Origin of the sequence: Streptomyces sp. NPDC088746 (assembly GCF_044751065.1) — a bacterium.
Classification (GTDB): domain Bacteria; phylum Actinomycetota; class Actinomycetes; order Streptomycetales; family Streptomycetaceae; genus Streptomyces.
This window is the reverse complement of record NZ_JBIVLA010000002.1, coordinates 928,834-943,811: the sequence shown is the minus strand read 5'-3', so window position 1 is coordinate 943,811 and position 14,978 is coordinate 928,834. Positions and strand designations below refer to the sequence as shown.

Sequence of the window (14,978 nt, the reverse complement as noted above, 5' to 3'; positions counted from 1 at the left end):
TCGGCCTGGAGCTGACCGGGGGTTTCGTGTACTCGGTCCGAGCGGCCCCGGGTGGGACTCCCCGGGGCCGTAGCCGTGTCCGCCCGGACCGTCAGCCGTTGGCGCCCGGCCTGGGGAGCGGCTTGCCGTACCAGAGTTCGATCAGACGCGCCGCGATCGAGACGCCGAAGGGGGGCAGCACCTCACCCGAGTCGAAGGCGGCGGTCAGCTCCTCGCGGGAGAACCAGCGGGCCTCCTCGATCTCCTCGCCGTCCACGTCGATCTCGGACGTGGTGGCGCGCGCCATGAAGCCGAGCATCAGGCTGGAGGGGAACGGCCAGGGCTGGCTGGCGATGTACTCGACCTCGCCGATGACGACCCCGGCCTCCTCGAACACCTCGCGGGCCACGGACTGCTCGATCGACTCCCCCGGCTCGACGAAGCCGGCGAGAGTGGAGAAGCGGCCCTCGGGCCAGTGCACCTGGCGTCCCAGCAGGGCACGGTCCTGGTCGTCCGTGACCAGCATGATCACGGCGGGGTCGGTACGCGGGTAGTGCTCCGCCCCGCAGGCCTGGCAGCGGCGGATGTGCCCGGCCGCCGCGATGACGGTGCGCTCGCCGCAGCGTGAGCAGAAGCGGTGCAGCCGCTGCCAGTTCTCCAGAGCCACCGCGTGCACCATCAGTCCGGCGTCCCGCGGGCCGAGGAGCATCCCGGCCTCGCGGAGACCGGCGGGCCGTGCGGACTGGTCCATACGGCCCGGAAGGGAGTCCTTCTGGAGCGCGAAGTAGCTCACGCCGTCCTCGTCGGTGCCCAGGAAGTAGCGGTGGGTCTCGGTGACGGGCGCCTCGAAGGCGGGCGTCATGACGAGCTCGGTGCCGCCGTCGGGGGTGTCGTCGATGAGCGCCTGGCCCCCGGAGACGACGAAGACTCTGGTCGTCGGGTGGCTCCAGGCCGCGGCGAGCCAGGCCTCGTCGAGCCGGTGGTGCGCCGCGCGGTCGATGCCACTGGGCGCGGTGAGACCGATCGGACGGTCTGCGGTGGCGTTGTCGAAGGTGCTCACAGGTGCTTCCTACTCCCCCGGGGGTGGATCGGGCGTTCAGAGATTCAGCGGAGTGCGTCGGCCAGCTCGCCCCACAGATGGGCGGTGGTCTCCACGCCTTTGAGGAGGAGGCCGAGTTCGACCTTCTCGTCGGGGCCGTGCCAGCCGTCGGACGGTACGGAGATACCCAGGAAGAGAACGGGTGCGCCGAGCACGTCCTGAAGGTCGGCGGCGGGACCCGAACCTCCCTCGCGGGTGAAGAGGATCTTCGTCCCGAAGGCCCGCCCCATGGCGCGGGCCACCGCCTGGAGGGCGGGGTGGTCCAGGGGCGTCAGACAGGGACGGGTGGCGGGGGCGAAGGTGATCCGGTGGCGTACACCGGCCGGGATCAGGGCCTCGGCCCAGGTGCGGACCGCTTCCTGGATCCGCTCCGGGTCCTGGCCCGCGACCAGCCGGAAGCTCAGCTTCGCCAGGGCGGACGAGGGGATGACGGTCTTGCTGCCCGCCCCCTGGTAACCGCCGCCGATGCCGTTGACCTCGGCGGTGGGGCGGGCCCAGACGCGCTCCAGGGTGGAGTAGCCGGCCTCACCCGCGGCGGCGTGGGAGGCGGCCGTGCGCAGCCATACGTCCTCGTCGAAGGGCAGCTCGGCGAAGAGGGCGCGTTCGGTCTCGGTGAGCTCGGCGACGCCGTCGTAGAAGCCAGGGACCGCGACCCTGCCCTCCGTGTCGTGGAGAGCTGCGACGAGGCGGGCCAGCGCGGTCGCGGGGTTGGGCACCGCACCGCCGAAGGACCCGGAGTGGATGTCCTGGTCCGGGCCGTACAGCTCGATCTCGCACTCCGCGAGGCCGCGCATGCCCGTGCAGACGGTGGGGGTGTTCTCGTCCCACATGCCGGTGTCGGAGACGATCACGGCGTCGGCCGCCAGGCGGGCGGACCGCTCCTCGGCCAGGGCGCGGAAGTGCGGTGAGCCCGACTCCTCCTCGCCCTCGACCAGGAGCTTGAGGTGCACGGCGGGGGTCGTGCGGCCGGTCGCGGCGAGGTGGGCGCGCACACCGAGTGTGTGGAAGAACACCTGCCCCTTGTCGTCGGCCGCACCTCGTCCGTACATCCTGCCGTCGCGGATCACCGGCTCGAACGGGTCGCTGCTCCAGCCGTCCTCGCGGGCCGCGGGCTGCACGTCGTGGTGGCCGTAGACGAGGACGACGGGTGCGTCCGGGTCCTGTGAGGGCCACTCGGCGAAGACCGCCGGAGCGCCGGGCGTCTCCCAGATCTCGGTGACCGGGAACCCGGTCTCCGCGAGCTTGGCGGACAGCCACTCGGCGCTGCGCCGTACGTCCCCGTCGTGCTCCGGCTGGGCGGACACGGACGGGATGCGCAGCCACTCGGCGAGGTCGTCGAGGAAGGCCGCGCGGTGCTGCTCGGTGTACGTACGGACGGCGCTGTCCGGGGTGTCGCTCATGGTTATGAGCCTATCGGCCCTGGGGAGGTGGCTCGTCCAGCAGGAGCTTCTCCAGCTCCTCCCGGCCCGGCAGCCCCGTGGGGCGGGACGTCTCCCCGGTGCGCACGTAGAGGAAGGTCGCGGTGACCGCCTCCAGCGGCAGCCCGTGCAGTTCGGCCCAGGCCAGGCGGTAGACGGCGAGCTGGAGCGGGTCGGCCGTGCGGTGCCGGCCGGTCTTCCAGTCGACGATCTCGTACGAGTCCCCTGTGCGGTAGACCGCGTCGATCCGCCCTCGGATCACCCGGCCTCCGAGCGTGATCTGGAACGGTGTCTCGACGCGGTACGGGGTGCGCCGGGCGTACGCGGTGCGCTCGAATGCCTCCTTGAGCTCGGCGAGGTCACGCTCGTCGGCGATCTCCGCGTCGCTTCCGTCGCCCCCGGGGAGCTCGTCCGGGCCCAGCATGGGCAGGGGCAGCTCCTCGAACCGGGACTCCACCCAGGCGTGGAAGCGCGTCCCCCGGCGGGCGGCGGGCTGCGGGGGGCGGGGCATGGGGCGGGCGAGCTCCCGGGCGAAGCCGTCGGGGTCGTCGGCGAGGTGCAGGAGCTGGGTGGCGGAGAGCGTGGCCGGTACGACGACGTCGCGCACGGCCGCGCGGGCGCGGCGCGGCTCACCGGCGAGGGCGTCGAGGTCCCGGTCCCAGGAGGCGAGGGCGCGGGACTCCTCCGGGGTGAGGACCTCGTCCCCCGGGGCACGGGCGGCCGGGACGTGCGGGGCGGGAGCCGCTCCGTGCGGAGGCGGCCCGGCGCCGTCCGGGCCCTGGCCGCCGTCCGGCGACGGGACCCGCCCGGTGGGTGCGACGGGCTCGCCGTCGGGGAACGGGTCGTCGTACGGGGCGTCCGCCTCGTCGTACGGCGGCACCTCGTCCTCGTACGGAAACTCGTCCTCGTACGGGGGCTCGTCCTCATAGGGAGGCTCGTCGTCGTGGGGCGGTTCCTGCGCCTCGTACACATCCGGTACGGGCGTGGCCGCCAGTGCCTCCAGGTGTGCCAGCACCGTGTCCCGGGCGGCGCGGCGGCGGGCCATGGCGGTGTCGTCGAGCGGGAGCGGCCAGGCATGGTCGGCGTCCTTCTCCTGGAGCGCCGGGTTCTCCTCGTCCTCCCCGGGCTCGTCGGCCCAGACCTCGATCTCGCCGTGGCCGGCCGCGCAGTGCTCGTACAGCGCGTCCAGGAACGCGGACGGGCCCCGGGGCTTCTTCTGGGACGGGCCCCACCAGTGGCCGGAGCCGAGCAGCAGGTTGCGGGGGCGGGTGAAGGTGACATAGCCGAGGCGGAGCTCCTCGGTGTGCTGATGGCCCTTCAGCTCCTCCTTGAACGCCTTGAGGCCCTTGGCGTCGAAGGAGTGGAGGGCGGGGAGCGTGGCCGCGTCGCCGCGCAGGGCGTGCGGGAGGACCTGTGACTGCGAGGTCCACGCGTCCCGGGACTGTGTGCTGGGGAACTGGCCGCCGACGAGGCCGGGGACGGCGACGACGTCCCATTCCAGCCCCTTGGACTTGTGGGCGGTGAGGACCTTCACGGTGTTCTCGCCACCGGGCAGGGCGTTGTCCAGGCCCTTCTCGTACTGCGCGGCGGTGCGCAGGAAGCCGAGGAAGGCGAGCAGCGTCGCCTCCCCGTCCACCGCGGCGAAGCCGGCCGCGACGTCCAGGAAGTTGGCGAGGGTCTCGCGGCGGCGCGCGGCCAGGGCGTGCGGCGACGCGGAGAGCTCCACTTCGAGGCCGGTGGTCGCGAGGACCCGGTGCAGTACGTCCATGAGGGGGTCCGCCAGCGAGCGGCGGAGGTCGCGGAGCTCGGTGGCGAGGCGGGCGAAGCGGACGCGGGCCTCGGCCGAGAAGGGCAGCTGGTCGTCCTCGGACCCGCCGGACTCCAGGAAGGTGTCGAGGGCGTCGGCGAGCGAGATCACCTCGGCGGGGTCGATGCCCTCGACGGCCTCGGCCAGGCGCTGGTCCGGGTCGGCGTCGTCACCGGCGGTGGAGCGGTGGACGAGGAGGCGGGCGCGGCGTCCCAGGAGGGCGAGGTCCCGGGGTCCGATGCGCCAGCGCGGCCCGGTGAGCAGCCGGACCAGGGAGGCGTTGGCCCCGGGGTCCTGGAGGACCTCGCAGACGGCGACGAGGTCGGCGACCTCGGGGAGGTGGAGCAGCCCGGACAGGCCGACGACCTCGACCGGGATGTCCCGGGCGACGAGGGCGGCCTGGATGCGGGGGAAGTCTCCCGCGGTCCGGCACAGGACGGCGATCTCCCCGGGTGCCGTCCCCGTCCGCACGAGGTGGGCGAGCGAGTCGCCGAGCCAGTCGATCTCCTCTGCGTGGGTGCGCAGGAGGGCGCACCGGACCGTGCCGTCCCTCTCGGCTCCGGGTGCGGGGCGCAGCGCCTCGACGCCCTCGTGCATGGCGCGCAGGGGTTCGGCGAGGCCGTTGGCGAGATGGAGGAGACGGCCGCCGCTGCGGCGGTTCTCGCTGAGGGAGTAGCGGGTGGCCGGGGTGCCGTCGGCGTGCGGGAAGTGGTGCGGGAAGTCGTCGAGGTTGGCCACGGATGCGCCGCGCCAGCCGTAGATCGCCTGGCAGGGGTCGCCGACGGCGGTGACCGCGTGGCCCGCCGTGCCGCTCCCGCCACCTCCGCCGAACAGCGCGGCCAGGAGCAGCCGCTGGGCCACGGAGGTGTCCTGGTACTCGTCGAGCAGGACCACCCGGAACTCGTCGCGGAGGATGGCGCCGACCTCGGGCCGGGTGAGTGCCAGCTCGGCGGAGAGGGCGATCTGGTCGCCGAAGTCGAGGAGGTCCCGGCTGCGCTTGGCCGCCCGGTAGCGCCGGGTCAGCTGGAGGAGCTCGCGGCGGGCCTCCGCCGTCTCGGGGAGCTTGCGGAGCTCGGCGTTGGTGAGCCTGGCCGTCTCCAGGGTGTGGAGCAGCTCGGTGTCGTACTCGGCGAGCTGCTCGGGCCGTACGAGGTGCTCGGCGAGCTCGGCGTCCAGGGCCAGCAGATCGCTGACGAGGGTGGGGAAGGACCGGGTGAGAGCCGGGTACGGGCCGGGGGCCTCCCGCAGCACCCGGGCGGCGAGCTGGTAGCGGGTGGCGTCGGCGAGGAGCCGGGTGGTGGGTTCGAGGCCTATCCGCAGGCCGTGGTCGGTGAGGAGCCGTCCGGCGAACGCGTGGTAGGTGGAGATGCTGGGCTCGCCCGGGGGGTTGTCCGGGTCGATGACGTCCGGGTCGGTGACCCCGGCGGCGACGAGCGCCCGGCGGACCCGCTCGGCGAGCTCACCGGCGGCCTTGTTCGTGAAGGTGAGGCCGAGGACCTGCTCCGGGGCGACCTGCCCGGTCCCGACCAGCCAGACGACCCGGGCGGCCATCACCGTGGTCTTCCCCGAGCCGGCTCCGGCCACGATCACCTGCGGGGCGGGCGGCGCGGTGATGCAGGCCGTCTGCTCCGGGGTGAAGGGAATCCCCAGGAGCTCCTTGAGCTGCTCGGGATCGGTGATACGCGAGGACACTCCAGAGAGGCTAACCGGACGCACCGACAACGCGGTCCCGCCCGGATCCGGCGGAAACGGTCATTCGATGATCTGCCGGCCTTCGGGCTGCGCGCTGCACGACGCCTTGAACGCGCAGTGGGTGCAGTGCTGGCCGGTCGTCGGGGTGAACCGTTCGTCCAGGACCCGGCCGGCGGCCGTGGCCAGCAGGTCGGAGACCCATTCCCCGGAGAGGGGTTCCTGCGCCTGCACCTTGGGAAGGGCGTCGCCGCCCTCCTTCTTGGGGGCGGGCTGGCGCAGCTGGACGAGTTCGGCGCCGCCCGCGTCGGGACGGCGGCCGTCGAAGACCTCGTCGACGGCGCCTTCCCTGACCGCCAGCTGGTACACGGCGAGCTGGGGGTGGGACGCCACCTCGTCCTTGGTCGGCGCCCCCTTGCCGGTCTTGAAGTCGACGACGTACGCCCGGCCCTCGGTGTCCTGCTCGACCCGGTCCATGGATCCCCTGATGCGTACGGCGTACTCGCCCGCTTCGAGGGTGACGTCGAAGTCGTGTTCGCTCGCCGTCGGGGTGCGGCCCCCGCGGTCCATGACGTGCCAGCGCAGGAAGCGTTCCAGGGCGTCGCGCGCCTGGTCCTTCTCCTGCTGCGACTTCCAGGGTGCGTCGAAGACCAGGCCGTCCCACACGGAGTCCAGGCGCTCCATCAGGACGTCCAGGTCGGCGCCCGTACGCCCGGAGGCCACCTCGTCCGCGAGGACGTGGACCACGTTGCCGAAGCCCTGGGCCGCTGTCGCCGGGGCGTCGGCCTTGACCTCCCGGCCCAGGAACCACTGGAGGGCACAGGTGTTGGCCAGCTGGTCGAGCGCGCTCCCGGAGAGCGCGACGGGGCGGTCCCGGTCGCGCAGCGGGACCTCGGAGCGGGTGGGCTCGTCCAGACCCCACCAGCGGTACGGGTGGGCGGCGGGCACGAGCGGCTGGCCCTCGTCGTCGGTGAGCGCCGCGAGCCGGGCGAGCCGTTGTGCGGCGGCGTCGCGCAGGGCTTCCGAGGCGGCGGGGTCGACGGTCGTCGCCCTGAGCTCGGCGACGAGCGAGGCGACCGCGAGCGGGCGGCGGGGGCGTCCGGTGACGTCCCGGGGCTCGGTGCCGAGCTCGGTGAGGAAGCGGGAGGGCTGGTCGCCGTCGTCGGCGGGGGCCTTGACGGCGGTGACGATCAGACGTTCACGCGCCCGGGTCGCGGCCACGTAGAACAGGCGGCGCTCCTCGGCCAGGAGCGCCCCCGGGGTGAGCGGTTCGGCCAGGCCGTCGCGCCCGATGCGGTCCGCCTCCAGGAGTGATCCCCGGCGGCGCAGGTCGGGCCAGAGCCCCTCCTGGACACCGGCGACGACCACGAGGCGCCACTCCAGGCCCTTGGAGCGGTGAGCGGTCATCAGGCGTACGGCCTCGGGCCGCACGGAACGCCGGGACAGGGTGTCGGCGGCGATGTCCTGGGCGTCGACCTCCTCCAGGAAGTTGAGCGCGCCGCGTCCGCCGGTGCGCTCCTCGGCGCGTGCCGCGGTGTCGAAGAGGGCGCATACGGCGTCGAGGTCCCGGTCGGCGTTCCGGCCGCCCGCACCGCCGCGCAGCGCCGCCCGTTCGAGACGGCCGGGCCAGGGGGTGCCGTTCCACAGGGTCCACAGGGCCTCCTCGGCGGTGCCGCCGCTCTCCAGGAGTTCACGGGCCTTGTGCAGGAGCGCGCCGAGCCGCTGCGCTCCGCGGGCGTACGCCGGATCGTGGGTGGCCAGGCGCTCGGGCTCGGCGAGCGCCCGGGCCAGCAGCTCCCCGGACGGCGGCGGTACGCGGTTCCCTGCGGCCCGCTCCTCGTCGCGCAGGGCCCGGCCGAGACGGCGCAGGTCGGCGGCGTCCATGGAGCCGAGGGGCGAGGTGAGGAGGGCGAGGGCGGTCTCGGTGTCGAGCGGGCCGCGCGCTTCTCCTCCGGTCCGGTCCCCCTCGTCCGGGTCCTCGGGCGGGGCGGGCTGCATGGCGGCCGTGGCGACGGTGCGCAGGGCGGTCAGGAGCGGGGCGACCGCCGGCTCGTGACGGAGCGGGAGATCGTCGCCGTCCACCTCCAGGGGGACCCCCGCGGAGGTGAGCGCCCGGCGCACGGCAGGGATCGAACGTCCGCCCGCGCGCACGAGGACCGCCATGTCCCTCCAGGGCACTCCCTCCTCCAGGTGCGCGCGCCGGAGCAGGTCGGCGATGTTCTCCAGCTCGGTCGAGGGCGTCGGATAGGTGTACGCCTCGACACGGCCGCCTCCGCGCACGGCGGACAGCTCGCGGTGGGCGCGGACCTTGGCCGAGGGCAGGCGGGTGAGCGGCATCCGGCGGGTGAGCAGCCGGGTGGCCTCGAGCAGCTTCGCACCGGAGCGGCGGGAGGTGGTGAGGACCCCGACGGGCGCGGGAGCGCCGTCGGCACGGCGGAAGGTGTCCGGGAAGTCGAGGATGCCGTTCACGTCGGCACCCCGGAAGGCGTAGATCGACTGGTCGGGGTCCCCGAAGGCGATCAGCGTCCGGCCGCCGCCGGTGCCCGGCGCGGCGCCGCCCTGGTTCCCGGCCAGCGCGTGCAGCAGCCGCACCTGGGAGGGGTCCGTGTCCTGGTACTCGTCGACGAGGACCACGTCGTAGCTCCGGGCCAGCTCCGCCGCCACCTCCGGCCGTTCGGCGAGCAGGACCGCCCGGTGGACCAGTTCGGCGTAGTCGAGGACACCCTGGGCGTCGAGGACGTCCAGGTACTCGGCGAGGAACTGGGCGGCGGCGCTCCAGTCCGGGCGGCCCGTCCGGCGGGCGAAGGCGGCCAGGGCGTCCGGGCCCAGGCCCAGCTCGCGGCTGCGGGCCAGCACCGCGCGCACCTCGTCGGCGAAGCCCCGGGTGGTCAGGCACGCCCGCAGCTCGTCCGGCCAGCGGACATGGGCGAGCCCCGCCTGCTCCAGGCCGAGCTGTCCGGCGAGGAGCTCACGGACGGCGACGTCCTGCTCGGGTCCGGAGAGCAGGCGCAGCGGATCGGCGAACAGGTCGGCGTCCTGGTGGGCGCGGACCAGGGCGTAGCAGTACGAGTGGAAGGTGGTGGCCTGCGGACCCCGGGTGCCGCCGAGCCGGGCGGCCATCCGGTCGCGGAGTTCGACCGCGGCCTTTCGGCTGAAGGTGAGGACGAGGATGCGCGCGGGGTCGGTGCCGCGGGCCACGCGCCGGGCCACCGTCTCGACCAGCGTCGTGGTCTTGCCCGTGCCGGGTCCGGCGAGGACGAGCAGCGGGCCGTCCCGGTGGTCAACCACGGCCCGCTGCGGTGCGTCCAGGAGAGGGAGGTCCACGGATCCCGGCGGCGTGCGCACCAGCCGGTACGCGCCCGGAGCCCGCCGCCGTGCCTGACGGTGCGGGCTGTTCCGGGTGGTGAAGGAGGAGCTCACGTGGATCGCCGGTCCTGGTGGGTGTACTGGGTCTGCGCGGAGGCCGGCCATGAGGTGACGGCCCGGGTGTGACGCCTGCTGGTGTCCGACGGGTCCCGGGTGCGGGCGGCCCGGTCGTGACGGAGACAAACGCAGACGGACGGACGGAGACGGACGGAATCGTGACGGACGGAGTCGTGACGGACGGATGAGGGAGCGGAGCGTGTCGCGTGTGGACGACGCTACGCCAGCGGCGAGGCCGACAGCGGGCGGTGGGGCGCGTCACCCGTCACATACGGACCCACCGGAGCGCCCCGCTCACCGGCCGGCCGCCTGTCCCGGCGGGGCACGATGGCGGAAGCTGTCAGATGTGAGCTTCGTCGCCCGCACCACCGGTCACGCCGTCCCATCTGGCGCGCTTCATGTCGAGGCGCGGGACATGCCCTTCCGCGTTGCGCGGGGCCCCTCTCAGCGGCGTGCCCTCCTCGCGGTAGTGGCCGAGCGCCCGCAGTTCGTGGCCCGGCAGCAGCAGCCCGTCGGAGCGCACGACACGCCACCAGGGCGCCGCGGAGCCGTACAGGGCCATCACCCGGCCGACCTGCCTCGGCCCGCCGTCACCCAGCCACTCCGCGACATCGCCGTACGTCATGACCCGGCCGGGCGGGATCAGGTCCGCCACGTCCAGGACCCGCTCGGCGTAGACGGGCAGCTCGGCGGTCACGGGGCGGGGCGGGGCCTCCCCGGGCCGGCCGCTGCCTCTCGTCCGGTCTTCGCTCATCCGCCCCATCCTGCCGTACGCCACCGACAACGGGGGCTGTACGGGCCGTCCCGGTCGGAACACCGCGCGCGCGGTGGCGAAGCCGCGTATGTTGCGCATCGCGCCCGCGCAATGCACCCTGATGCCCCCCTCTGTCTGCAGGCCGTGCCACCATCATGCGGGCGGTGACCGGTGATACGAGAACACGAAGATTCGTCAGAGGCTAAGGAGCAGGGCGTGCAGCCACCGAAGGCGGCGGGCGCCTCTGACGCCGAGCCGCGCCCGGACGCGCCCGACGCTCCGGGTGCGGGCGGCCCCGGTGCGGCCGGTGCCGGGAAGACCCCCGGGACGTCGGGGAGGGCCCCCGGGACGTCCGAAGAGACCCCTGGGACGTCCGGGGAGCACCTCGCGGGTTCGACACTCGCGTCGGCCGGCACGGGACTGACGGACCGCGTATCCGGCGACGAGCCCCTGCTGCCCGCCCGGGTCCACCGCCCCTCCGATCTGATGCGTCTCCTCATCGGGGTCCTCGCGATCGCTCTGCTGTTCTTCGTCGCCGCGTTCGCCCAGGGGACCACCACGGGCCTCGAGGACGACATCTCCAAGGGCACCGACCAGGCCCCCGATCTTCTGATCAAGCTCGCCGGCCTGGTGTCCAGCATCGCCGTGCTCCTCGTGCCGGTCGCCTTCGCGATCGAGCGTCTGGTGAAACGCGACGGGCTGCGGATCGCGGACGGGGTGCTCGCCGCCGTACTGGCGCACGGGGTGACCCTGGCCACCGATCTCTGGGTCGCCCGGTCGGCCCCCGGGACGATCCGGGAGGCTTTGACCCAGCCACAGCCGGGCGACGCGCTCACCGATCCCGTGCACGGATATCTGGCCCCCGTCATCGCCTATATGACGGCGGTCGGGATGGCCCGCAGGCCCCGCTGGCGGGTCGTCCTGTGGGTGGTCCTGCTCCTGGACGCCTTCGCCATGCTGGTCGGCGGTTACACCACCCCGTTCTCGATCGTCCTCACCGTGCTGATCGGCTGGACCGTGGCGTACGGCACCCTGTACGCGGTCGGCTCCCCGAACGTCCGTCCGACCGGCCAGCACCTGATGGCCGGCCTGCGCCACGTCGGCTTCCGTCCGGTCGCCGCGATGCGCACGGAGGACGCTCCCGACAACATCGACCAGAGCGACCGGGGCCGCCGCTATCTGGTGACCCTGGAGGACGGGCCACCGCTGGACGTCACGGTCGTCGACCGTGAACAGCAGGCCCAGGGGTTCTTCTACCGGGTGTGGCGCAGGCTCACCCTGCGCAGCATCACCCAGCGCCGCTCCATCCTGTCCCTGCGCCAGGCCCTGGAACAGGAGGCACTCCTCGCGTACGCGGCGATCGCCGCCGGAGCCAACGCGCCCAAGCTGATCGCCACGTCCGAACTCGGCCCGGACGCCGTGATGCTCGTGTACGAGCACATCGGCGGGCGCTCGCTGGACGCGATGGAGGACGAGGAGATCACCGACGACCTGGTGCGCGGTGCCTGGCGGCAGGTAAAGGCGCTCCAGTCGCGTCGGATCGCGCACCGCAGGCTGACCGGGGACGCCATTCTGGTGGACGGTTCCGGCACGGTGTTCGTCACCGATCTGCGGGGCGGCGAGATCGCCGCCGGCGACCTGGTCCTGCGCATGGACATCGCCCAGCTGCTCACCACCACCGGTCTGCGCGTGGGCGCCGAACGGGCCGTCGAGGGGGCACTCGCCGTGCTCGGGCCCGACGCCGTCGCCGACTGCCTGCCGCTGCTCCAGCCGATCGCGCTGAGCCGCTCCACCCGGGCGACGCTGCGCAGGATCGCCCGGGAGCGTTCGCAGCGCGAGCGTGAGGCGGTGCTGGAGGCCTCGCAGGCGGCGAAGCAGAGCAAGACGGAGGAACAGGGCTCCACGACCAGCGACCGCAAGGCCGTGCGCAAGTCCCTGCGCACGGAGAAGCAGGCCGAGAAGCGGGCGATAGACGACGCCCTGGAAGAGGCCCGCGAGGAGGACATGCTGGCCCAGATCCGCCGCCAGGTGCTGCTGATCAGGCCGCAGGCGCCGGTCGAGCCGGTCCGCCTGGAGCGCATCAAGCCGCGCACCCTCTTCAGCTTCATCGCGGGTTCCATCGCCGCGTACTTCCTGATCTCCCAGGTCACCGAGGCCGATTTCGGCACGGTCGTGGAGCAGGCGGAGTGGGGCTGGGTGGCGGCGGCGCTGGGCTTCTCGGCCCTGAGCTATGTCGCCGCGGCCATGAGCCTGCTCGGCTTCGTGCCCGAGCGGGTGCCCTTCGGGAAGACCGTCCTGGCACAGGTGGCCGGGTCGTTCGTGAAGATCGTGGCACCGGCGGCGGTCGGCGGCGTGGCTCTGAACACGCGCTTCCTGCAGCGCGCCGGGGTGCGCCCGGGGCTCGCCGTCGCGAGCGTGGGCGCCTCCCAGCTGTTCGGTCTCGGCTGCCACATCCTGCTGCTCGCCCTCTTCGGTTATCTGACCGGCACGGAGAAGACCCCGGACTCGCTCACCCCGTCGAGGACGGTCATCGCGGGACTGCTCACGGTCGCCGTGCTCGTGCTGGTCGTGACGGCGATCCCGTTCCTGCGGAAGTTCGTCGTCACCCGGGTGCGGTCCCTGTTCGCCGGAGTCGTCCCCCGCATGCTCGATGTGGTGCAGCGCCCGCAGAAGCTGGTCACCGGCATCGGCGGCATGCTGCTGCTGACCGGGCTGTTCGTGCTGTGCCTCGACGCGTCGATCCGCGCGTTCAGCGGCCCCGACGTCCCCCAGCTCAGTTACGCCAGCATCGCCGTGGTCTTCCTCGCGGGCAACGCCATCGGGTCCGCGGCGCCCACCCCGGGCGGCATGGGCGCGGTCGAGGGCGCGCTGACCCTGGGTCTGATCGCCGTGGGGCTGCCGAAGGAGGTGGCGGCGCCGGCCGTGCTGCTGTACCGCGTGATGACGCTCTGGCTGCCGGTCCTTCCCGGCTGGATCTGCTTCAACCAGCTGACCCGCAAGGAAGAGCTCTAGAACGTACGCGCGAGGGCGCGCCACTCGCATGGACGACGCCCCGCGCGGTCCACCGCGCCCCGCCGCACGATGGGGTCATGAGGACCTCCCCCGCGCTGCGTGCCGCCGCCCTCGCCGCCACCGCCACCGTGCTGCTGCCCCTGGCCGCCTGTTCGGACGACGGGGACGACGGAGGTACGGGGAGTGCGAGGCCGTCGGCCGCGTCGACGGCGTCCCCCACGGCGACGGCGGAGGAGCTGTCCTCCCAGAAGCTCGACTGGAAGCCGTGCCCGCCCCCCAACCAGGCCCAGGGCAGCGGCACGTCCCCCTCACCGCTGCCGGGCGGGACGTCCTGGGAGTGCTCCTTCATGGACGTACCCCTCGACTACGCGGACCCGGAGGGCCGGACCATCGAACTGGCGCTCATCCGCGCCGCCGCCCGGAACAAGGACCGGCGGATCGGCTCGCTGGTCTTCAACTTCGGCGGCCCCGGGGGCTCGGGTGTCGCCACGCTGCCGTCGTTCGGCACCGCGTACGACGCGCTCCGCACCCGTTACGACCTGGTGAGCTTCGACCCGCGCGGGGTCGGCCGCAGCGAGGGCGTCGAGTGCTCGGACGACAGCACACTGGACGAGCGGTACGAGCAGGACGGGACCCCGGACGACGCCGAGGAGGAGAAGGCGTTCGTCGAGGACCAGAAGTCCTACATCGCGGACTGCGAGGAGAACTCCGGGGACGAGCTGCCCTACGTCGGCACGACGAACGCGGCCCGGGACATGGATCTGCTGCGCCAGGTGCTCGGGGACGACAAGCTGTACTACTTCGGGATCTCGTACGGCACCGAACTGGGCGGCGTCTACGCCCACCTGTATCCCAAGAGGGTCGGCCGGGCCGTCCTGGACGCGGTGGTCGACCCGACGGAGGACTCCCTGAAGTCCTCACTCGGCCAGACCGAGGGTTTCCAGCTCGCCCTGGACAACTTCACCGCCGACTGCGCCGAGCGCGACGACTGCAAGCTCCCCGGGGCCACCTCGAAGGAGGTCCAGGACTGGATCGTCGCGCTCCTGGCCAAGCTGGAGAAGAAGCCCGTCCCGGGGCTCGGCGAACGGAAGCTGACCGAGACCCAGGCCACCACCGGCGTCGCGTCGGCCCTCTACTCCAAGGAGACCTGGCCGCTGCTCGAGCAGGGCCTCGACGAGGCGGACGGCAACAACGGCGGCCTGCTCCTCGCCCTCGCCGACTCCCTGAACGGCCGCTCCGAGGACGGGCACTACGACAACTCGAACGCCGCCAACGCCGCCATCAACTGCGCGGACTCCAAGCAGCGGTTCACCCTGGAGCAGACCAGGAAGGCGCTCCCCGAATTCCGCAAGGCCTCCCCCGTGTTCGGCGACTACCTCGGCTGGGGACTGATGGCCTGCACCGGCTGGCCCGTCGCGGGCGCCTGGGACACCCCCGACGTCGGCGCGCCCGGTTCGGCCCCGATCCTGGTGATCGGCAACACCGGGGACCCGGCGACGCCGTACGCCGGCGCGAAGGCGATGGCCGCCGAGCTCGGCAAGGGAGTCGGGGTCGAGCTGACGTACAAGGGCGAGGGCCACGGGGCGTACAACGGCGGCAGCACCTGCGTGCAGCGGGCCGTGGACGCCTATCTCCTGGAAGGAAAGGTCCCGAAGTCGGGAACGGTCTGCGAGTGACCGCTCGTTGAACGGCCGGACAGGGACGGCGGTCCGGCCGCCGCCGGGCGGTATCCGGGCCCGGGGCCTTCGGGCACGGGGCCGGGCACGGGGCGCCTTCGGGCAGGGGGGAGGAAGCGCG

At 73.3% G+C, this 14,978-nt stretch carries 7 protein-coding genes; 2 read left to right on the top strand and 5 right to left on the bottom strand.

Annotation, left to right across the window (positions count from 1 at the left end; all coding sequences use genetic code 11):
• Nucleotides 1-91: 91 nt before the first annotated feature.
• The 5 genes from nudC to ACIP63_RS11810 all read right to left on the bottom strand — a co-directional run bounded on the left by nudC (nt 92) and on the right by ACIP63_RS11810 (nt 10,169).
• On the bottom strand, nt 92-1,039 hold the full coding sequence (nudC, locus tag ACIP63_RS11830; protein ID WP_401513945.1) for an NAD(+) diphosphatase: 948 nt from the start codon (nt 1,037-1,039) through the stop codon (nt 92-94).
• A gap of 44 nt (nt 1,040-1,083) precedes the next feature.
• The gene (locus ACIP63_RS11825; protein ID WP_401513943.1) at nt 1,084-2,478 is read right to left on the bottom strand and encodes a dipeptidase; all 1,395 of its coding nucleotides are present in this window, start codon (nt 2,476-2,478) and stop codon (nt 1,084-1,086) included.
• A gap of 10 nt (nt 2,479-2,488) precedes the next feature.
• Nucleotides 2,489-5,995, bottom strand: a complete 3,507-nt coding sequence (locus ACIP63_RS11820; RefSeq protein ID WP_401513941.1) for a UvrD-helicase domain-containing protein — start codon at nt 5,993-5,995, stop codon at nt 2,489-2,491.
• Nucleotides 5,996-6,055: 60 nt separating this feature from the next.
• Nucleotides 6,056-9,412 carry an ATP-dependent helicase gene (locus ACIP63_RS11815; RefSeq protein WP_401513938.1) on the bottom strand — a complete coding sequence of 1,119 codons (3,357 nt, stop codon included), beginning with the start codon at nt 9,410-9,412 and terminating at the stop codon, nt 6,056-6,058.
• A gap of 343 nt (nt 9,413-9,755) precedes the next feature.
• A complete protein-coding gene (locus ACIP63_RS11810; RefSeq protein ID WP_401513935.1) occupies nt 9,756-10,169 on the bottom strand; it encodes an MGMT family protein in 414 nt (137 codons plus the stop codon).
• Nucleotides 10,170-10,385: 216 nt separating this feature from the next.
• Here ACIP63_RS11810 and ACIP63_RS11805 point away from each other — a divergent pair, with 216 nt between their 5' ends.
• Both ACIP63_RS11805 and ACIP63_RS11800 read left to right on the top strand, forming a co-directional pair.
• Nucleotides 10,386-13,181, top strand: a complete 2,796-nt coding sequence (locus tag ACIP63_RS11805; protein ID WP_401513933.1) for a lysylphosphatidylglycerol synthase domain-containing protein — start codon at nt 10,386-10,388, stop codon at nt 13,179-13,181.
• A 77-nt stretch (nt 13,182-13,258) separates the two neighbouring features.
• On the top strand, nt 13,259-14,857 hold the full coding sequence (locus ACIP63_RS11800; RefSeq protein WP_401513930.1) for an alpha/beta hydrolase: 1,599 nt from the start codon (nt 13,259-13,261) through the stop codon (nt 14,855-14,857).
• The last annotated feature ends 121 nt before the right edge of the window (nt 14,858-14,978 follow it).